Origin of the sequence: Streptomyces sp. NPDC020845, assembly GCF_044334165.1 — a bacterium.
In the GTDB taxonomy this organism is placed as follows: Bacteria; Actinomycetota; Actinomycetes; order Streptomycetales; family Streptomycetaceae; genus Streptomyces.
The window spans coordinates 129,233-147,542 of record NZ_JBIRSJ010000013.1 but is presented as its reverse complement, the minus strand read 5'-3'; the positions used below and the strand labels follow the sequence as shown (position 1 = coordinate 147,542).

Annotated in this window: 17 protein-coding genes and 2 pseudogenes; 6 read left to right on the top strand and 13 right to left on the bottom strand. The window is 67.7% G+C overall.

Annotated elements, in window-relative coordinates; all coding sequences use genetic code 11:
* Window positions 1–15 precede the first annotated feature (15 nt).
* A pseudogene (locus ACH4U7_RS33125) lies at window positions 16–363 on the top strand (DUF5753 domain-containing protein); the annotation flags it as partial.
* 29 nt (window positions 364–392) lie between these two features.
* Window positions 393–542, top strand: a pseudogene (locus tag ACH4U7_RS33120) (DUF397 domain-containing protein); the annotation flags it as partial.
* Window positions 543–1,385: 843 nt separating this feature from the next.
* On the opposite strand, the gene ACH4U7_RS33115 reads toward ACH4U7_RS33120, so the two are convergent.
* The gene (locus tag ACH4U7_RS33115) at window positions 1,386–2,114 is read right to left on the bottom strand and encodes an alpha/beta fold hydrolase (protein WP_398531460.1); all 729 of its coding nucleotides are present in this window, start codon (window positions 2,112–2,114) and stop codon (window positions 1,386–1,388) included.
* Window positions 2,115–2,246: 132 nt separating this feature from the next.
* On the opposite strand from ACH4U7_RS33115, the gene ACH4U7_RS33110 reads away from it, so the two are divergent.
* Window positions 2,247–3,107 (top strand): helix-turn-helix domain-containing protein, encoded by an 861-nt coding sequence (locus ACH4U7_RS33110; protein ID WP_398531459.1) that lies wholly within the window; start codon window positions 2,247–2,249, stop codon window positions 3,105–3,107.
* Between the two features lie 60 nt (window positions 3,108–3,167).
* Here the strand turns inward: ACH4U7_RS33110 and ACH4U7_RS33105 are convergent, their stop codons facing one another.
* The 4 genes from ACH4U7_RS33105 to ACH4U7_RS33090 form a co-directional block, all read right to left on the bottom strand.
* A complete protein-coding gene (locus ACH4U7_RS33105) occupies window positions 3,168–4,262 on the bottom strand; it encodes an alanine racemase (protein ID WP_398531458.1) in 1,095 nt (364 codons plus the stop codon).
* Window positions 4,263–4,382: 120 nt separating this feature from the next.
* Complete coding sequence (locus ACH4U7_RS33100) at window positions 4,383–5,513, bottom strand: hypothetical protein (RefSeq protein WP_398531457.1); 1,131 nt, start codon at window positions 5,511–5,513, stop codon at window positions 4,383–4,385.
* Between the two features lie 4 nt (window positions 5,514–5,517).
* Window positions 5,518–5,832 carry a hypothetical protein gene (locus ACH4U7_RS33095; RefSeq protein WP_398531456.1) on the bottom strand — a complete coding sequence of 105 codons (315 nt, stop codon included), beginning with the start codon at window positions 5,830–5,832 and terminating at the stop codon, window positions 5,518–5,520.
* Window positions 5,833–6,006: 174 nt separating this feature from the next.
* Window positions 6,007–7,566, bottom strand: a complete 1,560-nt coding sequence (locus ACH4U7_RS33090; protein ID WP_398531455.1) for an MFS transporter — start codon at window positions 7,564–7,566, stop codon at window positions 6,007–6,009.
* Window positions 7,567–7,667: 101 nt separating this feature from the next.
* On the opposite strand from ACH4U7_RS33090, the gene ACH4U7_RS33085 reads away from it, so the two are divergent.
* Window positions 7,668–8,057 carry a winged helix-turn-helix transcriptional regulator gene (locus ACH4U7_RS33085; RefSeq protein ID WP_398531454.1) on the top strand — a complete coding sequence of 130 codons (390 nt, stop codon included), beginning with the start codon at window positions 7,668–7,670 and terminating at the stop codon, window positions 8,055–8,057.
* A 12-nt stretch (window positions 8,058–8,069) separates the two neighbouring features.
* Here ACH4U7_RS33085 and ACH4U7_RS33080 read toward each other — a convergent pair whose 3' ends face one another.
* From ACH4U7_RS33080 to ACH4U7_RS33055, 6 genes are all read right to left on the bottom strand, one after another.
* On the bottom strand, window positions 8,070–8,678 hold the full coding sequence (locus tag ACH4U7_RS33080) for a malonic semialdehyde reductase (protein WP_398531453.1): 609 nt from the start codon (window positions 8,676–8,678) through the stop codon (window positions 8,070–8,072).
* Window positions 8,679–8,790: 112 nt separating this feature from the next.
* Complete coding sequence (locus ACH4U7_RS33075; protein WP_398531452.1) at window positions 8,791–10,104, bottom strand: NtaA/DmoA family FMN-dependent monooxygenase; 1,314 nt, start codon at window positions 10,102–10,104, stop codon at window positions 8,791–8,793.
* Entirely contained in the window at window positions 10,101–10,922 is an 822-nt protein-coding gene (locus tag ACH4U7_RS33070) for a creatininase family protein (protein WP_398531451.1), read from the bottom strand. The genes ACH4U7_RS33075 and ACH4U7_RS33070 overlap by 4 nt, the downstream gene beginning before the upstream one ends.
* Window positions 10,919–11,794, bottom strand: coding sequence for a dihydroorotate dehydrogenase (locus ACH4U7_RS33065; protein WP_398531450.1), 876 nt, complete (start codon window positions 11,792–11,794; stop codon window positions 10,919–10,921). The genes ACH4U7_RS33070 and ACH4U7_RS33065 overlap by 4 nt, the downstream gene beginning before the upstream one ends.
* Window positions 11,795–11,888: 94 nt before the next feature.
* Window positions 11,889–12,434 carry a nucleoside 2-deoxyribosyltransferase gene (locus ACH4U7_RS33060; protein ID WP_398531449.1) on the bottom strand — a complete coding sequence of 182 codons (546 nt, stop codon included), beginning with the start codon at window positions 12,432–12,434 and terminating at the stop codon, window positions 11,889–11,891.
* 84 nt (window positions 12,435–12,518) lie between these two features.
* A complete protein-coding gene (locus tag ACH4U7_RS33055) occupies window positions 12,519–12,992 on the bottom strand; it encodes a flavin reductase family protein (protein WP_398531448.1) in 474 nt (157 codons plus the stop codon).
* A gap of 411 nt (window positions 12,993–13,403) precedes the next feature.
* Here ACH4U7_RS33055 and ACH4U7_RS33050 point away from each other — a divergent pair, with 411 nt between their 5' ends.
* Window positions 13,404–14,417, top strand: coding sequence for an Lrp/AsnC family transcriptional regulator (locus tag ACH4U7_RS33050; protein WP_398531447.1), 1,014 nt, complete (start codon window positions 13,404–13,406; stop codon window positions 14,415–14,417).
* A gap of 113 nt (window positions 14,418–14,530) precedes the next feature.
* The gene (locus ACH4U7_RS33045; RefSeq protein ID WP_398531446.1) at window positions 14,531–16,213 is read left to right on the top strand and encodes a CTP synthase; all 1,683 of its coding nucleotides are present in this window, start codon (window positions 14,531–14,533) and stop codon (window positions 16,211–16,213) included.
* Here ACH4U7_RS33045 and ACH4U7_RS33040 read toward each other — a convergent pair.
* Window positions 16,176–17,486 (bottom strand): sensor histidine kinase, encoded by a 1,311-nt coding sequence (locus ACH4U7_RS33040; RefSeq protein ID WP_398531445.1) that lies wholly within the window; start codon window positions 17,484–17,486, stop codon window positions 16,176–16,178. The two genes, ACH4U7_RS33045 and ACH4U7_RS33040, sit on opposite strands and share 38 nt — an antisense overlap.
* Window positions 17,476–18,153, bottom strand: a complete 678-nt coding sequence (locus tag ACH4U7_RS33035) for a response regulator transcription factor (RefSeq protein ID WP_398531444.1) — start codon at window positions 18,151–18,153, stop codon at window positions 17,476–17,478. Before ACH4U7_RS33035 ends, ACH4U7_RS33040 begins: the two co-directional genes overlap by 11 nt.
* Between the last annotated feature and the right edge of the window lie 157 nt (window positions 18,154–18,310).

The following is an 18,310-nucleotide window of genomic DNA, read 5'->3' as shown; positions in this document are numbered from 1 at the left end:
CGACCACCCGCTCCCGTCAACGTCATCCTCGAAGAGGCGGCGCTGCGCCGACTGATCGGTGGCCCAGAGGTCATGGGCCCGCAGTACGCGTACCTCATCGAGTGCGCGGCGCGGCCCAACGTCGTCATCCAGGTCATGCCGATGAGCCAAGCGGGACACGCGGGCCTGCCAGGACCGATGACGCTGCTGGAGACGCCCGACGAGACGTCCATTGCCTACATGGAGAGCAACGGCAGGAGCATCCTGTTGTCCAAGCCGGACGAGGTAGGTGTCCTCGCCCGGCGCTATGCCATGATCAGGTCCCAGGCCCTCGGGCCGGATGAATCCGTAAGCATCATCGAGCAGTTGAGGGGTGAGCTATGAGCAGACTCGCATGGTTCAAGAGCAGCTAAAGCGACTCGAGCGGCGGCCAGTGCGTCGAGGTCGCCACCACTCCCGCCACCGTCCACGTCCGGGACTCGAAGATCCCGGACGGGCCGAACCTCCACATACCCGCCGACGCGTGGGCGGACTTCCTCGCCTTCGCCGCCCGCTACCGGTAAGCGGGGTGGGCTGCGCTTCGCTTCGCCCGCGCCTGTGCGCCATCTCGCGGCATTCGGCTCGCGCGAGTGCGGCTTTCGTCTCGGACCCTCCGGGTCCAAAGCGCCAGCGAGAAGGGGGAAGGGGGCGGCCGACCCGGTGCCCCGATTCCTGGGCCCGGCGGGCGGCTGAGCTCAAAGAAACTCCGCTGCGCTCCGCCGCAGCTGCTGCCGCGCGGTGGCCGACCGATCAGACCAGCGGTCGGCTCTCCCCCCACCTGCTCTCAGAAAAACGTTTGATGCAGTACTTGATGCAGATCAAGTGTTTTTTTGAGAGCAGGTGGGGGGGAGAGCCCAATCGGACCGGGGTCCACCGCTTCGGGCGACCATCCCCCCGCTCGCGAGCCCGTGACGACCCCTTGGGCTGGACGGCGACGACGCCTCCGGCCCGCCCCTCCCCTTTCCCGCTGCTGGCCGCTGTGCGCCGAAGGCGCGAGACGATGCCCGCACGCGGCAATCGGACCATGCCGTCCAGCGGCGCTGGCCCGTTCATCGCGCTCCCAGGCCCCGGACCAGCGCACCGCCGCTCCCCTCCATCGGCCACCGCGCGGCAGCAGCTGCGGCGGAGCGCAGCGGAGCCTCTTTGAGCTCAACCACCCACCGGGCCAAGGAACCAGGACAACGGACCAGCCGCCCCCCTTCCCCCCTCCTGCTGGCGCTTTGGACCCGGAGGGTCCGAGACGAAACCCGCACCCGCCCGAACCGAATGCCGCGAGACGGCGCACAGGCCCAGGCGTAGCGAAGCGAAGCCACCCGCGCACACAGCAGCACACAGCAGCACACAGCAGTCAACCCGAACCGAAAACCTCAGTAGCCGAGCTTCAGCAAGAGATCGGCGAGCTCGACCGGCGTGGTGATCATGCAGTCGTGGCCGGTCGCCAACTCCCACACCTGCGCCGGGGTGCCGTTGGGCTGAATCGCGGGGACCGGACGCCGGGTAATGCCTTCGGGCTCGCCGACAACACAGTGGATATGCGTCCGGGGGATCGCGTCCACCGCCGGGTTGTCCAGTCGGACCGGTTGCTGGAGGCAGCGCACCGGCTGATCCGACAGCATGGTGCGCAGCCAGGCGACATCCGCCGGGTCGGTGACCCCGAACAGCCCCATGGGAGGCGGAAACTCAGGGAGCGGCGGGACCCGCCAGCCGCTCTCGGACTGGAGAGCGCGGTCGATCTGGGCCTGGGCGACGGGGAGGACATCGACCGCGGTCTCGCCGTCCTCGGGGACCATGGCGTCGAGGTAGACCAAATGCGCGATGCGGTGCGGGATTTGGTTGGCCGCAGACGAGATGACCAGCCCGGCGTAGCTGTGGCCCACGAGGATCACCTCAGTCATGGCCTCCTCGGTGATCAGCCTGACGATGTCGTCGACGTGCGTGTCGAGCCCCACCTCGGGGCTGAGCAGATGCGCTTTGTCGCCGTAGCCGGTCAGGGTCGGCGCGACCACGCGGTGTCCGGCCGACGTGAGCAGCGGGACCACCCGCTCCCAGCATTGTCCGCTGTGCCAGGCACCGTGTACCAGCAGATATGTCGCCATGGTTTCCGCTCCTTGCTGTTGCCGCTGTCGGCTGACCACGCTGCCGACCGGGCCCCGGCCGAGCCAGAGCCCCGGCGATCCTGGGGGTGACAGGACCAGGCACACGCACGCGGTGCGCATTACGGTGGCGAGATGACCGACGAACCGAACCTGTTGGGCGATTACGTACGCGCCCGCCGTGAGCTCGTCACTCCTGAACAGGTCGGTATCCCCGTGGTGGGGGTACGGCGCGTGCCGGGCCTGCGCCGGGAGGAGGTGGCGATGCTGGCCGGGATCAGCGCCGACTACTACCTGCGGCTGGAGCAGGGCCGCGACCGCAACCCCTCCGTACAGGTCCTGGAGTCTCTTGCGCGCGTGCTGCGGCTCGACGACGACGCGACGGCGTACCTGCTGCGCCTTGGCGCCGCCAAACCCCGACGGCAGCGGCGCCGACGCCCGCGCCGGAAGGAGACCGTCCCGCCGGGCATCGCCAAGTTCGTGGCGGCGCTCCCGCTGCCCTCGTACGTCGAGGGCCGCTACTTCGATGTGCTCGCCGCCAACGCCTTGGCGACTGCCATATCACCGCGCCTCACGGTGGGCGGCAACCGCCTGCTGGACGCGTTCCTCGACCCGGCCGAGCGGGCCCTCTACCCGGACTGGGAGAACGCCATCGTGGGCATGGTCGCCGGTTTCCGCGAGGCTGTCGGGACCGACACGGACGACCCCCGCTTCATCGAGCTCGTCGGTGAGCTCTCCCTCGCCAGCCCCCGCTTCAGCCGTCTCTGGGCCCGCCATGACGTGGTGGTGTGCGAAGGCACGACCAAGTGCATCGACCACCCCCAGGTTGGTCGCCTGCGGCTGAACCAGGAGCGGCTGGGCATCGGCGGTGCGGCAGGCCAGACGCTCATCGTCTTCCACCCGGACCCCGGCAGCGACAGCGCCGACAAACTGGCGCTCCTCGCCTCCGCGATCCAGACACCGGCCGCGCCTCAAAGAGCGGGCGACCCGCGGTAGGGCCTGTTCGGCCGACACGCGGCAGCGACCTTGCCACCGCCTCTCCGCCTGAGGTGATGCTCAGGTATTGGCACCTCGTGCCGTTACGTCCCAGCGGTCGATCACCTCGCGCTCTCGGACGACCAGTAGCTCATTCGCGAGATTCACCGGCGTGCATACGTGGTTGGGGACGACAGCGACCAACGACCCCAGGCGCGGTCCCCGCGTCCCTCGCGGAAGCCGGACAACGGCGTGGTGCTCCCACAACCCGGTGATGGTTGCCTGCGGGAACTGGGGCAAGTAGCCGTGGCCAGTCACCCAAGACGACCGGTCCGAGCCGAGGACCTTGCTGCCGACATCAAGCACAAAGCGGTCCGGGGCGGGAACGCTGATCACCGTTGCCACGGCGGTCAGCGCGAGATCCTCCACCCCACAGGTGCCGATGGCCAGCTGGGTGGCGTCATTGAAGACGTAGACACCGGGCCGCAATTCGTTCACCGCGCCCGGCTGCCACTGCCCCACCGTCGGAGTCGATCCGCCACTGACCACGCGGACGCCGAGCCCAAGGTCTCGCAGCGCCTGCGCGGCCTCGCCCAGCGTGCGCTCCTCGTCCCGGGCGGCGCGCTCGCGTGCCCGTGCGTCGTGACCGTAGCCGTGTCCTGGGAACGTGAATACGCCGACAACATTCAGTCCCGCGTCGGCGGCTGCCTTACCGACCTCACCAGCAGCATGAGGCTGCACTCCGGTGCGATGGCTCCCGCTGTCAACCTCGATGAGCACCTCGACCGTCCGGGCGCTGCCGCGCACGGCGTTTCCCAGCCGCTGCGCGCCTTCGACTGACTCGACGCCCACACTCAGGGCAACGTCGTCCGCCAACCGGCGCAGCCGCTGCGCCTTGTCGGCATCGAGCCACACGGGGTAAGCGATGAACAGGTCGTCCACACCGACCTGCGCGAATGCCTCGGCCTCGCCGATCGTGGCCACCGACAGCCCACGCGCGCCGGACCGAAGCTGACGGTCGGCGATCTGTGCGCACTTGTGGCTCTTGGCGTGCGGACGCAGGGCGAACCCTTGGGCCCGCGAAGCCTCGGCCATCCGCGAGATGTTTCTGTCCAGCACATCCGGATCGACCACGAGCGCCGGCGTAGCCAGCCCACCAGGCAGCGGTACCGCCATCCCTTGCCTCCCACCATCGAACACGTCGAGGTGATCATGGCAGGTCAGCGGACCAGGACCCACAGCCCATGGCCCCAGGAGCGCGCACCAATCGAGACGTCCTCTTGGCCGCCACTACGCTTACGAAACCGTTCGCTGCGGGGGCGGCCCCGGCTCCCTCCAGATATGCGTATTCGGAGTCTCAACAGGAGAACCGTCGAACGGTACGCGTTTCCCGTTGTCCCACGCCTCTTGCCGTTGACCAGCCGGCCAATGAGGTGTCGAGTTCAGGCCGGGCTCGATGGCATTCCCCGCGTTCTCCCGGGTTTTCGACTGCGCCAGGAACTGGGGCGGGTGGCCCGCACGATACTGAAGCAGCTCGAAGTTCGGGTACGCATCACCCTCGAGCTTGACCTGGGAGCCGCCCGAATCGTTCAACTTGATTCCGATGTCCCCGTTCACGGCAAAAACGGGCATTTTACTGTTGATGCCCTTGTATCTCACCTGGAGAGAGCCGTTGTTGTCCAGGTAAACCTTGACCTTGTTCTTCCAGAAGCCATCATCGATATCTTTTGCCGGAATCGTTTTCGTCGAGGGCGGTATATACTGCTTTCCCACCATGTGGCCCGGTATGATCTCCGTCGACGGGGTGACGGTATAGGTGATCTTCCCGGTGGCCGTATCCCATGCGAAGGCTATACGGTACGGAGCGTTCACATTAGCCGAGAATGAGCGTTTGTCACCCTCCAGAACGCCGAATGCCCCCGTTTCGTACGGGATGAAGAACCGGCCGAGGATGACCCCATGATTGCCGCCCAACGGGCGGACCCATGTCGTTGTCTGCGACGACATGGGAGGTATCGCACCGAAGTACTTATCGTATACGTCGGCCAACTCACGCGTCTGGTTGATTCTGTCATCCGTCGTGACGACGTACCCACGTGAAGGCAGCAAGCCCTGGTTGAATACTTGCGCCCCGCCGCCGCCCCCCGCCACTTCGAACGCCTTGCCAACAGCCTTGACCTCGGCATCGGTGGCGGCAATCGTTCCCAGGTTATTGAGCGCCTCACCGTCCACCGCGCCTCCGCTCGGTCCCCACCGCGCGACGGTCAGATTGCTGATGTCGTTTCCGAAGTCCTTCGCGCCTGCCTGGTAGGACGAGATCGCCGGAGACAACACACCGGTAATCCACCCCTTCAGATCCCGAGCGGCACCGGTCGCCTTATCAGCATAGTTATAGAGATTTTGCGGAACCGCAGCTGCTTCGCCCATGCGCTCAGTTTCCTTCGGGATTCTTAAGGAGGGCCGCACGGGCCTTTTCCGCCTGCGAGGTCGCGTGGTCGACCTTGCCTTTGATGCCGAGTACTTCCTGGGCGAGCCGGCCCAATGCCGCTTGCTGGGCATTGAACTCGGACTCGAACTGCTGACGCTTCCCGCCTCGCCATTCCCTGCCGAACTGATTGAACTGCGCCGTGCGTTGCCCTGCGCGCAGCTCTGCGAACGCTGTTATTTTGTCGTACGCCAGGCTAAGCGCTTTGCTCAGCGCATCCGCGGCATTGAAGTCGTAATGGACCTGCTTCGGGGCAGTCACTACCCTGGCCTCCTTGCCTCAATGATTTCCCCGTGCCGCCTTTCCGAGCCGCATACCGGGGCGCAGGTAAGCGGCAACTTTGTCACCAGAGGGCCGGAATGTCATTGATACCCAGCGCACAGCGCTTGACCTACCGTGCAATGGACGGCAGCCGCACGTCGCCTTCGCCACCCGCTAAAGGTCCGCTGCGCCCGGACGCCGCGAGCGCAGGAGGACGGCGGCCAGCAGGGCGGTGATCAGTACCCCGACCGAGGCGATGGCGGTCACCGCGGTGAATCCGCGGTCGTAGGACTGCTGTGCGGCGTCGAGCAGGCGGTGCGCGGTGTCCGCGTCGAGCGTGTGCATCACGTCCTCCGCCTCGGCGAAGGTCTCCTCGGCTGCTTCCCGCTGATCGGAGGTCAGCCCCGGGACGCTGGGCAGGTCCGTCCGGTAGACGGCGGTCAGCACGGTGCCCAGCACCGCCACGCCCAGGCCCGCCCCGAGTTCGAAGGAGGTTTCCTGGATCGCGGCGGCCTCGCCCGAACGCTCCGGCTGGGCCGCGCCCATGATGGAGTCCGCGCCGAGCGTCATCACCACCCCGGCCCCGTATCCGGCCACCAGCAGCGGGGCCACCAGCGGGGCGAACTGCGAGGTGTCGCTGACCACGGCCAGATAGCCGAGGGCGGCGGAGAACAGGGCAAGGGCTCCGGTCAACGCCCAGCGGTTTCCCCACCGTGCCGACACCCAGGGAGCGGTCGTGGCACCGACGGCGTTGGCGGCCGCCAGGGGCATCAGGGCCAGCCCTGCCCGCACCGGGGAGTAGTCGCCCACCTGCTGGAACCACTGGGTGAGGAAGAACAGCAGGGCCACATAGCTGCCGAAGCAGCCGATGACGCAGATGGTGGCGGTGGAGAAGCGGCGGTCGGCGAAGAGCGAGAAGTCCAGCAGCGGCTCGGCCAGCCGGCGCTGCCGCCGGACGAAGACGAAGAGCAGCAGCGTTCCGCCGAGGGCGGCGGTGAGCATGACGCCGTTGACCTCCAGGGTCTCTCCCGCCTGCTTGAGCGCGTAGACGACGCACCCCAGTCCGACGATGGACAGCGCGACGCTGGCCAGATCCCAACGGCGCGGGGTGGGGTTCTTGGATTCCGGGATGACCCGGGCTCCCACGGCGAGAATGACCACGACGATGGGGACGTTGATCAGGAACACCGCGCCCCACCCCCACTGTTCGGTGACCAGCCCACCGACCAGCGGCCCGAGCGTCGCGCCCACGCTGTGGGCGGAGGTCCAGATCCCGATGGCGATGGCCCGCTCGCGGGCGTCGGTGAAGACCACCCTGATGATGGCCACCGTGGACGCCATGATCATCGCGGCGCCGATACCGAGGGCGACCCGCGCGGCGATCAGCTGGGGAGTCGAACCCGACAGGGCCGCGCCGGCCGAGGCCAGGCCGAACAGGGCGAAGCCGCTCAGCACCATGCGCTTGCGCCCGATGCGATCGCCGAGCGTGCCGCAGGTGACCAGCAGGGAAGCCAGGGTCAGCGAGTAGATGTCGACGATCCAGAGCAGTTCCACAGCGCTCGGCCGGAGGTCCTGGCTCATGCTGGGCACCGCCACGTGGAGCACCGTCAGGTCGATTCCGCACAGCAGCAAACTGGTGGAGAGGACCGCCAGAACAAGCCACCGAATCCGGCTCGGCAAGGGCGGCTGTTCGGTCTCCCGCAGGGCGTGGACGGACGCTTCACTGTTCGTCATATCCGCACTATCGTGGCGTACTGCTCCCAGACACAAGTACGGTCAATGATGTGCCCTAGTATCACGATGTATACCATCCGAGGTGAGAAGGCGGCAGGGCGATGCGAGACGACATCACCGATTCACCGGACTATTGCTCCATCGAGATCGCGATGGAAGTTCTGGGCGGCCGCTGGAAACTGGCCATTCTCAAGCAGCTGCTGAGCGGAACGCAGCGTTTCGGGGAACTGAGGCGCGCGTTGCCGCGAATCACCCAGCGCATGCTCACCCGCCAGCTACGGGAATTGGAAGCCGACGGGCTGGTCACCCGTACCGTGTATCGCGAGGTCCCCCCGAAGGTCGAGTATTCGCTCACCGAGGTGGGGCGCAGCCTGGACGACATCGCCGGTCTGCTGGACGCGTGGGGGCGCTGGTACCGCGGGGTCCACGCGGCGGGCCCGAGCGCCGCACCGGAGCGGACGACCGCCGCCCGGGAAGACGCCTCCGTGTGAAGATCTGGGGCCTCAGAGGCTGGAGAACACCTGGTGGTACGCCAGCCGGGGCCCACGCTGGCGCAGGCCGTCCGGCTTCGGCCTGCCGATGTTGACCACGGCGAGCACCGAGTGCTCCCCGTCGGCGAAGAACTCCGCGTCGACACCGGCCGCGTCGAACCCGGTCATCGGTCCGGCGGCCAGCCCGGCGGCCCGAATGCCGATGATGAAATACGCGGCCTGGAGGGCGCCGTTCACGGCGGCGGAGTGCTCCCGTACCTCGCGGTCGGCGTAAAAGAGGTCCTTTGCCGCGGGCAGTACGGGGAATTGTTCCGGAAGTTCCTGGTGGAACTCGTGGTCGACGGCCAGTACGGCGGTGAGTGGGGCCCGCTCGGTCTTGTCCCGATTACTGCTCGACAGATGCGGCAGCAGCCTTGCGCGGCTTTCCGGGGAGCGCAGCAGCAGCGCGCGCAGGGGTTGCTGGTTGAATGCCGTCGGACCGTATTTCACCAGATCGTAGATCTCTTCGACGGTCTCGTCGGACACCGGGTCGTCCGTGAAGGCGTATGCGGTGTGGGCCTGGCGGAAGAGCAGATTCTGCGCGACGGGATCAAGAGCCAGCCGCGTATCGGCGCCGATCATGGGAACACCTTTCCTGCGCCGCCGGAGCGGGATACGTCGACGGTTCCGCGCCGCGCCCGGCCCGGAGCCGGGGCGGGCGCGGCGCGAAGGGGGCGGGCCTTCGCCCCTTCTTTCAGAACTCCATGAGGTTTTCTCTCAGGGTGCGGCCGGGGGTGTACGCCGTCCGGGTCAGCCCCCGGCGTTGCAGCGCGGGGATCAGTCCGTCGGTGACCTCGGCGATGTAGCGGCGGTTCAGCCGGAGCAGCGGAGTGGTCAGCATGAAACCGTCTCCGCCCACTTCCTCCATCACCTCGCCCATCCGCTCCGCCACCTGGTCCGGCGTCCCGACCAAGTCGACCGAGGACACCAGCCCGCCCGCGCCGTCCACGACGAGTTCACGCAGCGTCTTGCCGCTGCCCCACTGCTGGAGCTTGTCCAGCGAGCCCTGCTCGCCGTTGGTCTCCAATTTGTGGGGCAGGGGCTTGTCCAGGTCGAACTGCGCGAAGTCGATTTCTGTCAGGGCGGAGGTCTGCGCCAGGATGTCCTGGATGAACTGCGGCGAGGAGACCATCCGGGCCTGCTTCTCCCGCGCGTCCTGCTCGGTCTCGCCCAGGGTGGGTGTGACACAGAACAGGACCTTGATCTCATCGGGGTCCCGCCCGAAGTCCTCGGCGTGTCGGCGGACATCGTCCCGGAATTGCTTCATGCTCTCGACACCGCTGGCGATCGCGATGATCGAATCGGCGTTGCGCGCCGCGAACACCTTCCCGCGCGGAGAGGCACCCGCCTGGACGAACGCGGGACGGTGCTGGGGCGAGGGAACGGTGTTCAGCGGGCCCCGCACACTGAAGTACTTGCCCTTGAAGTGGACGGGGCGGACCTTGGTGTGGTCGGCGTAGACGCCGTTCTCCCGGTCGAGGACCACCGCGTCCTTGTCCCAGGACGCGAAGAGCTGCTTGACCACGTCGACGTATTCGTCCGCCATCTCGTAGCGGACGTCGCGCGGCGGCAGCTCCTCCATCCCGAAGTTCCGCGCGGCCAGGTCCTCGGCGCTGGTGACGATGTTCCAGCCGAAGCGCCCGCCCAGCATGCTGTCCATCGTCGAGGCCAGGCGCGCGGTCATGAACGGCGGATAGGCCATGGTGGACAGGGTGGCGACGATGCCCAGCTGCGAGGTGGCCACACCCATCGCGACGGCCAGCGGCACCGGGTCGTGCTTGGGCACCACCATGGCCTGCTTGAGCGCCGCCTCCCTGGAGCCGCCGTAGCTCTCCGGGACCATGAGCTTGTCCTCGACGATGACGTAGTCGAAGCAGGCACGCTCGAGAGCCTGGGCGACCTCCGTATGGAACGCGCCACTCCACGGCGAACCGCCCGTCCCGAACGGGCCCTGCCAGTCGTCCGGGGTGAAGTTGAAGATAAAAGCCAGATGGAATTTACGGCTCATGACTGCCTCCCTTCGCTCACCTTGGCCTGCCACCGCCGGTCCGGCCTGGTCCGGGCGAAGAGCAGCCCTCCCCCTTCCCGCACCATGGCGACGGATTCCGCGATCACATGCCGGAACAGCTTCTCGCCCAGGTCAGCGCTGGATCCGGAGGTCGAGGACAGGATCCCTTGGTTGGTGGTCTGGGCCAGATCGATGGGGTGCAGATAGACCCCGCTGCGCGGCGGACGGTCGTGGTCCAGCCGGGTTTCCGTCACCAGGTCCGGCCGCAGATGCAGCATCAGGCTGGTCTCGGTGAGGCCGGCGTGCTCGGCGTGCCAACCGGGGAAGTCACCGACCTCGGCGGCGAGCCAGGAGTCCTGCACCATGCTCCACCAGCTGAAGGCGATGACCTCCCGGTGGCCGAAGTCCCCCTGCTGCCGTATCTGGTCGAGCGCTTCGAAGATGAACGGCTCGTTCTCGTAGTGGCCGTTGACCACGATGAGCCGTGCGAAGGGCAGACCGGCCAGTGACCGGAGGGTCTCGGCGAGAAACCGGATCAGGGTCTCGCCGCCCACGTACACGGTCCCGGGAAAGGACAGCCCGCCTCCGCTCTGTGGCAGGGACCGGGCGCCGATCGACTGCACCGGAAGGGTGAAGCCGTCCAGTTCGGCCGCGATCTCGGCGGCGAACTCCTCCGCGAGGACGGAGTCCACGGAGAGCGGCAGATGCGGACCGTGCTGCTCGGTGGCTCCGATCGGCCAGATGAGGGTGCGGTCCCGCAGGCGGTCCATGACCTGGGCGCTGGTCAGGTCCGCCAGGCCCGGCGCGACGCGCGTCATGTGGCCACCTCCAGCGGTAACTCGGCGGTGCGCGGAAGCGCCGACTCGGTCTCGGTCACGATCCGCTCGAGCGTGGCCCGCATATCGGTGTGCAGGGCCGTGTACACCTGGGTCGCATTCGCGCCGACGTGCAGGTAGTCGGCCACGTCCCGGCCGGAGGAAATGCCTCCCACGCCCATGATGGGCAGGGCGAATCCCCGTTTGCGGAGCCGCCAGATGGCCGCGAGGACCAGGGGTTTGATGCCCGGGCCCGAGTAGCCGAAGACTCCGCCCAGTTCCAGCTCACCGGTGTCCGGGGACACTGCCGCACCGGAGATGGTGTCGCTGACGGTGATGGCGTCCGCCCCACCCGCGATCGCGGCACGTACCCGGTCCTCCAGGCCCTCCCCGATGGCCAGCTTGACCGACAGGGGCAGGGAGGTCCGGGTGCGGGTCTCGGCGGTGTAGGCGTACACCCGGTCCGGGTTGTCGTCTTCCAGCCCCGACTCCTCGTTCAGGCAGGAGATGCCCAGTTCGAGCGCCCGGCATCCGGTGCCCTGGACCTGCGCGGCGAGATCGCCCAGCTCGGACGGGCTGTCCGCGTGGAGGGAGGCGATGATGGGGAGTTGGTCCTCGGTCAGCGAGCGCAGCACCTTCAGCCAGTGGTCGACCGACCTCTTGGAGTAGGTGGTGCTGTTGAGCATCCCTACCGGTAGGCGCAGGATTCTCTCGTCCAGGTCCTTCGGGGGACTGGGGTGAATCGTTTTGGTGACAACGGCGCCCGCCCCCGCGGCGAGCAGTGTGCGGATGTTGCGTTCTTGGTCGGTGAGCAGCCCGGACCCCACGATCACGGGGTTCTTGAGGCTCAGACCCATTATTGTCACGTCGGACACTTGGTTCTCCGTCAGGAGTGCGGCGAACGAGCGGGTGTGTTCCGGATGTGAGGGGACAGGACACCGGGCCCTGCCCGCCCGGACGGGGCCGGGCCTAGGCGACGACCCCGGCGCTGATCGCCTCCCGCTGGCCTTCCGTCGCGGCGAGCACCCCCTCGATCAGCAGGCTCGGCTTCTCGTTGAACTCGTCGAAGTCGACCGTCCACACCGAGCCGACCCGGTGCAGCCCCTTCAGCAGATGGCTCGCGGAGTCCACGAACGGCTGCCTGGTGACGATGACGATGGGGCGCCCCAGTGCGGTGGCCCAGCCCAGCTCGACGTGTGTGCCGTCGGTCCGGCGCAGCGTCTGATCGGGTAACAGGGGGAGTACGGGCACGAAGACGTCGCACTTCTTCATCCAACGGAAGTCGCGCACGGAGACCTGCTCCGGCGTGAAGGCGGCGGTCTCCGCCCCGAATTTCTCGACCACATGTGCCGAGAACACGTTCCCCCCGTTCTCCCGGACCACGTCGATGGCGCTGGAGATGGCGTCCTGAAGGTCACCGGCGAAGCCGTTGGACAGGATGGCGTGCTGGATCGGTCCGCCGATGAAAACGTCGAGACCGGCGAGCAGGCCGGCGGGGGTGGGGATGTCGCGCATGCTGGTACTCCTCTGTGACAGTGCGGATGTGCGCTCCGGGGCATGGGTGCCCCAGGTCAATGGGTCGGGAAGGTGGGTGAGCGCTCAGGAGGCGCCGAACGCCTCCTCGGCGAGGCCGGTGTAACGGCCCCGGTAGTACAGCAGCGGTCGGACGGCGGAAGCCGCTTCCAGCGAGCGGATGTCGCCCCTGACGATGAGGTGGTCCCCGCCGTCGTACTCCGCGTGCACTTCGCAGTCGAGCCAGGCCACGGCACCCGTCAGCCGGGGCGAGCCGTGAGGTGAGGCGGTCCACCGTACTCCGTGGAACTTGTCGCCTCCGGACTGGGCGAATCGCTCACTGAGCAGGCTCTGCGACTGCGCGAGAACGTTCACGCAGAACTGGCCGCATTCACTGATGACAGGCCAGGTCGTCGAGGTGAGGCTGGGACACAGCAGCACCTGCGGTGGCCGAAGCGAAAGCGAGGTAAATGCCTGGCAGGTAAACCCCACCGGACCGGCGCGGCCCATCGCGGTGACCACCGTGACTCCCGAGCAGAAATGCCCGAGAACCGACCGCATTGCTTGTTCGGTGAACTGTTGCTGAACCACCACTGAACTCTTCTCGCCAGACAATTTCCATCCTCACCGGCATAGACGGCTGGAGCGGTTGCATTGGCGCTTTTGTTCTCGGGTTCCAGAAAAATCGGCGCAACGCCGATCTCGGGCGAAGCAGGAATTACGTCAGGAACGTGCGGGGCGTTGACATCGCCATCGGCGCGACTCGACCGGTCGGCACGCACCCGGACCAGGCGCGCCCCGCAAGACATCGAGCACCGTACTCCGCACCTGCCACGCCTCCTCAGGTCACTGCCCGAACGAGCGGCTCCGGTTGGCACCCAGTGACACCCAACGGGAGACGATTCTGCACGACGTGAAGAGATCCGACAACAGGGCTAGTAATTCCGCTAGAGAGATTGAAAGAATCCCGCCATGATGAACGCTTCCGACACGCTGGACGAGAGTGACTGTCGCGTGGTGGCTGCTCTGCAGGCCCATCCCCGGGCCGGATGCGGCGAGATCGGGCGGATCCTGGGCGAGCACGAACGAACCGTCGCCCGGCGGATACAGCGGCTCACCGGGTCCGGGATGGTGCGCCCCACGGCCCTGTACGACGTCATGCGCTGCGGGCTCGGCAGTTCGGTGCACATCCGACTCGAGGTGGAGACCGGGGCGTCGGTCCGCGTGGCAAAGGAACTCATCGGTCGCGATGACTTCCGGGGCGTCATTACGGTCAGCGGGCGCGGCAATGTGCTCTGGTGTGAGGTGATTCTGCCTCCTGAACGCACCCTCCATTCCTTGATGCAGAACGGAATCCCTGGTATCTCTGCGGTCAGGAGACTGGACGCGTACGTGACCCTCCGCACATTCACCACCGTGGCCGAATGGCACGCCCCACTGCTGTCCGAGCAGGAGAGGAGACTGCTCCGGGAAAGCGCGGTTCAACCCATCAGCACGCCCGCGGACCGGTATCCGATCTCCCCCACCGATCAGCGGGTGGCCGAGGCCCTCATCAAGAACGCCCGTATCAGTCTGACCAGTCTGGCGAAGGAACTCGACTTCTCGGTGGCCACAGCCGGCCGCCGGGTCACGGCGCTGCTGGAACGTCAGATGGTCTATCTGCGCACCGAGATCGAACCGGCCCTGCTGGGTCTGCGCGTCGAGGCCCAACTGTGTCTGAAAGTCCGCCCCGCCGGCATGGAGGCCGTCGGCACCGCGCTGGCCGCGCTCCCCGAAGTGCGTTACTGCGCCGCCATCACCGGTGCCTACAACCTCCTGGTGGAGGTATGTCTGAAACACGAGGCCGACCTCTACCGGTTCCTGGGGGAACGGCTGGCACACTTCGCCGACATCACCGAAGTCGACACCGAGCTCATCACCCACGCCTACAAGCGCGGCTCTGTGATCAAGGACGGCACGTTCGCTCACGGCGGGGAAGGCCACTGAGCCGTTCCCCGCTGCTCCCTCCGGCAGGCGTCGCCGTCGCATGACCACGGCAGGCGTCGGCATGCCCGGCGCGCCGTCATTTCCCCTCTTCGACCACGGGAGCGATTGTGGCCATGCGCCTGGAAGTCCCGACCGTCAAACACGTCTTCGTCACCGGAGGCGTGGCTTCGTCACTCGGCAAGGGCCTGACGGCATCCAGTCTGGGTGCCCTGCTGAAGGCACGCGGCCTGCGAGTGACCATGCAGAAGCTGGATCCGTATCTGAATGTGGATCCGGGCACGATGAATCCGTTCCAGCACGGTGAGGTCTTCGTCACCGACGACGGGGCGGAGACCGATCTGGACGTCGGCCACTACGAGCGGTTTTTGGACGTGGACCTGGACGGTTCGGCCAATGTGACCACCGGCCAGGTGTACTCCTCCGTGATCGCCAAGGAGCGGCGCGGAGAGTACCTGGGGGACACGGTCCAGGTGATCCCGCACATCACCGACGAGATCAAACGCCGGATCCGTGGGATGGCATCGTCCGATGTGGACGTGGTGATCACCGAGGTCGGAGGGACGGTGGGGGACATCGAGTCGCTGCCGTTCCTGGAGGCCGTGCGGCAGGTACGGCACGAAGTGGGCCGCGACCATGTGTTCGTGGTGCACATCTCCCTGCTGCCGTACCTCGGTCCGGCCGGAGAGCTGAAGACCAAGCCGACGCAGCACTCGGTGGCCGCGCTGCGGAACATCGGCATCCAGCCGGACGCCATCGTGCTGCGCGCCGACCGGGAGGTGCCGACCTCGATCAAGCGCAAGGTCTCGCTGATGTGTGATGTGGACAACGCGGCGGTGGTGGCGGCGGTCGACGCGAAGTCGATCTACGACATCCCCCGAGTGCTCCATGCGGAGGGGCTGGACGCCTATGTGGTGCGGCGGTTGGACCTGCCGTTCCGCGATGTGGACTGGCGGCAGTGGGACGACCTGCTGCGGCGTGTCCACGAACCGCGGCATGACGTCGTCGTGGCCCTCGTGGGTAAGTACATCGACTTGCCGGACGCCTATCTGTCCGTGACCGAGGCCCTGCGCGCGGGCGGATTCGCCAATGCCGTCCGGGTCCGGATCAAGTGGGTCGCCGCCGATGACTGCCGCACCCCCCTGGGCGCGGAGCGGCAGCTCGCGGACGCGGACGCGGTGTGTGTGCCGGGTGGCTTCGGCGAGCGCGGTGTGGAGGGCAAGGTGGGCGCCATCGCCCATGCCCGGGAACAAGGGATTCCGTTGCTGGGACTGTGCCTGGGCCTTCAGTGCATCGTGATCGAGGCGGCGCGGAACGCCGCCGGGATCAAGGGGGCGGACTCCACCGAGTTCGACCCCGGCGCGGCGGACCCGGTGATCTCGACCATGGCGGAGCAGCTGGACATCGTCGAGGGAGCCGGGGATCTGGGCGGCACGATGCGCCTGGGGATGTACCCGGCGAAGCTGGCCCAGGGATCGCTGGTGCGTGAGGTGTACGGAGGACGGGACCGGGTGGAGGAGCGGCACCGGCACCGGTACGAGGTGAACAACGCGTACCGGGTGGAGCTGGAGAAGAAGGCGGGGCTGGTGTTCTCGGGCGTCTCTCCGGACGACAGGCTGGTGGAGTACGTGGAGTATCCGCGCGAGATACATCCGTATCTGGTGGGTACCCAGTCGCATCCGGAGATGCGTTCCCGGCCCACCCGTCCGCACCCGCTGTTCGTCGGCTTGATCAGGGCCGCCGTGGAACGACGGCGCGACGTCAAGGCCCGCCTGGACCGTGCAGAGGTCGGCGCGTGAGGTGAGGCAGCCGGCCGACGGCACACGTCCCGTGCGCCGTGTCCGCGAAGTGGAGGGTGCCGCCGTGGCGGACCGCGATCTCGCGGGCGATGGCCAGGCCGAGCCCTGCCCCGCCGGACTTTCGGGTGCGGGCGTCCTCCAGTCGGCTGAAGCGTGTGAAGACCCGTTCCCGGTCCGCCGCGGGGATTCCGGGGCCATCGTCGCGGACCTCGAACACGACGGTGTCCCCGTCCTCCTGGCGGCGCTCGGTACCGATCGTGACCTCGACCGTGGTGCGGGCGTAACGGCAGGCGTTGCCCAGCAGATTGCGCAGCAGCCGTTCCAGCTGGACATCGCTGCCCCGGACCCAGACCGGCGGGTCGTCGGCGGCGACGCAGCGGACGCCGAGCGGGCGGGGGTGGGGCAGGTGCTGGTGTTCCACGGCCAGGTCGTGGGCGAGGTCGGTGAAGTTGACCGCCGTATCGGCGGCGGGCGCGCCGCCGTCCAACTGGGCCAGGAGCAGCAGGTCATGGCTGAGGTTCTGGAGCCGCACGATGTCCCGGAGGGCGTCGCGTACCCGGGCCTCCCAGTCGACGCCGTCCGGGTGCGTCAGCGACGATTCGAGGGAGGCCCGCAGCCCGGCGAGGGGGCTGCGCAACTCGTGGGAGGCGTCGGCGATAAACCGCTGCTGGAGTTCGGCCGACCGCTCCAGCCGGTCCAGGGTCGTATTGATGGTGCGTGCGAGCCGGGCGATTTCATCGGCCGAGCCCGAGGACGAGACCGGCACCCGGCGGCCCAGCGACCGGGCCGTGATGTCCTCGAGTTCCCGGCGGATGGCCTCGACGGGGCGCAGCGCCCGGTCCGCCGCCGTCCACGCGGTGACGGCGAGGACCACGACGGCGAGGGGTCCCCAGAACGCCAGGCCCCACCCGAGGCCGGCCAGGTAGCCGAACGCGGATCCGCCGGTCTGGACCGACCACCAGAGTTCGGCGGCGAACAGGAGGGCCGTGGCGGCGCCGACCACGAGCGCGACGCGCAGCCGCAGGGACAGCGCCTGTCGGGCGGGCCGCGCGAACGCCCACACCGTGGCGCCGCCGATCAGCATGACGGCCGGGCCCTCGACCTCGGGCCTCCGTACCAGCTCCATGACATCCACGGACGGAAGACACACGGCGACCGCAACAAGCAGCCAGGCCGCGGCAAGTCCGGCCCGGACGGCGGCGCGTACTTGCGGCGCGAGCGACTTACGCAGCCGGGTGCGTACCGCCCGGGTGTTCGGCGCGTCAGGCGCCATGGCCGGTCATGCGGTAGCCGATGCCCCGGACCGTCTCGATCGACGCGCGGCCGAAAGGCGTGTCGATCTTTCGGCGCAGGGCGCTCACATACACCTCGACGATGTTCAGATCGCCTTCGAAATCCGCCGACCAGACCTGATCGGCGATGTCTATCTTGGGCACGACCTCACCGGCCCGCCGCCCAAGGCATTCGAGCACCGCGAACTCCTTGGCGGTCAGCCTGATCTGGACATCGCCACGGCCGCTGGACCGGTTGGCGGGGTCGATCCACAGGTCACCGATGCGCAGCACGGTGCGGGTCCGGGCGCCGCCGCGGCGGAGCAGGGCCCGCAGCCGGGCCTCGAGCACCACGTACGAGAAGGGTTTGGCCAGGAAGTCGTCGGCGCCGGTGTCCAGTGCCTCGGCCTCGTCGTACTCGCCGTTCTTGGCGGTCAGCATGAGGATGGGCGTCTCGATGTCCTCCGCACGGAGCCTGGCGCAGACCCGGTATCCGTTCAGGCCGGGCAGCATGATGTCGAGCACGATCGCCTGATACGGGTTCTGACGCGCCATGTGCAGGCCGACCAGGCCGTCATGAGCCACGTCCACCGCGTATCCGGCCGCTTCCAGGCCCCTTTTCAGGGCGACCGCGAGCCCTTCCTCGTCTTCCACCACCAGTAGCCGCATCGCCTCAGTATCCCCAGCAGTTCCGGCCGTCCCTGAAGAGGTCTTCAGGATCCTTCAGCGTCGTCTCAGCAGCTCCGGGTGACCATCGGGCCCGTTCCCCGTCTGTTCCCTGCCTGCCCCCGCCTGCCCCTGCCTGCCCCTGCCTGCTTTCCGGCCC

Coding starts and splice junctions, on each gene's coding strand:
- ACH4U7_RS33055 (WP_398531448.1), bottom strand. CDS start 12,992: ATGCGGTCGGTTCTCGGGCATTTCTGCTCGGGAGTCACGGTGGTCACC.
- ACH4U7_RS33085 (WP_398531454.1), top strand. CDS start 7,668: ATGCGAGACGACATCACCGATTCACCGGACTATTGCTCCATCGAGATC.
- ACH4U7_RS33075 (WP_398531452.1), bottom strand. CDS start 10,104: ATGAGCCGTAAATTCCATCTGGCTTTTATCTTCAACTTCACCCCGGAC.
- ACH4U7_RS33110 (WP_398531459.1), top strand. CDS start 2,247: ATGACCGACGAACCGAACCTGTTGGGCGATTACGTACGCGCCCGCCGT.
- ACH4U7_RS33105 (WP_398531458.1), bottom strand. CDS start 4,262: ATGGCGGTACCGCTGCCTGGTGGGCTGGCTACGCCGGCGCTCGTGGTC.
- ACH4U7_RS33080 (WP_398531453.1), bottom strand. CDS start 8,678: ATGATCGGCGCCGATACGCGGCTGGCTCTTGATCCCGTCGCGCAGAAT.
- ACH4U7_RS33060 (WP_398531449.1), bottom strand. CDS start 12,434: ATGCGCGACATCCCCACCCCCGCCGGCCTGCTCGCCGGTCTCGACGTT.
- ACH4U7_RS33115 (WP_398531460.1), bottom strand. CDS start 2,114: ATGGCGACATATCTGCTGGTACACGGTGCCTGGCACAGCGGACAATGC.
- ACH4U7_RS33035 (WP_398531444.1), bottom strand. CDS start 18,153: ATGCGGCTACTGGTGGTGGAAGACGAGGAAGGGCTCGCGGTCGCCCTG.
- ACH4U7_RS33070 (WP_398531451.1), bottom strand. CDS start 10,922: ATGACGCGCGTCGCGCCGGGCCTGGCGGACCTGACCAGCGCCCAGGTC.
- ACH4U7_RS33050 (WP_398531447.1), top strand. CDS start 13,404: ATGATGAACGCTTCCGACACGCTGGACGAGAGTGACTGTCGCGTGGTG.
- ACH4U7_RS33045 (WP_398531446.1), top strand. CDS start 14,531: ATGCGCCTGGAAGTCCCGACCGTCAAACACGTCTTCGTCACCGGAGGC.
- ACH4U7_RS33090 (WP_398531455.1), bottom strand. CDS start 7,566: ATGACGAACAGTGAAGCGTCCGTCCACGCCCTGCGGGAGACCGAACAG.
- ACH4U7_RS33100 (WP_398531457.1), bottom strand. CDS start 5,513: ATGGGCGAAGCAGCTGCGGTTCCGCAAAATCTCTATAACTATGCTGAT.
- ACH4U7_RS33040 (WP_398531445.1), bottom strand. CDS start 17,486: ATGGCGCCTGACGCGCCGAACACCCGGGCGGTACGCACCCGGCTGCGT.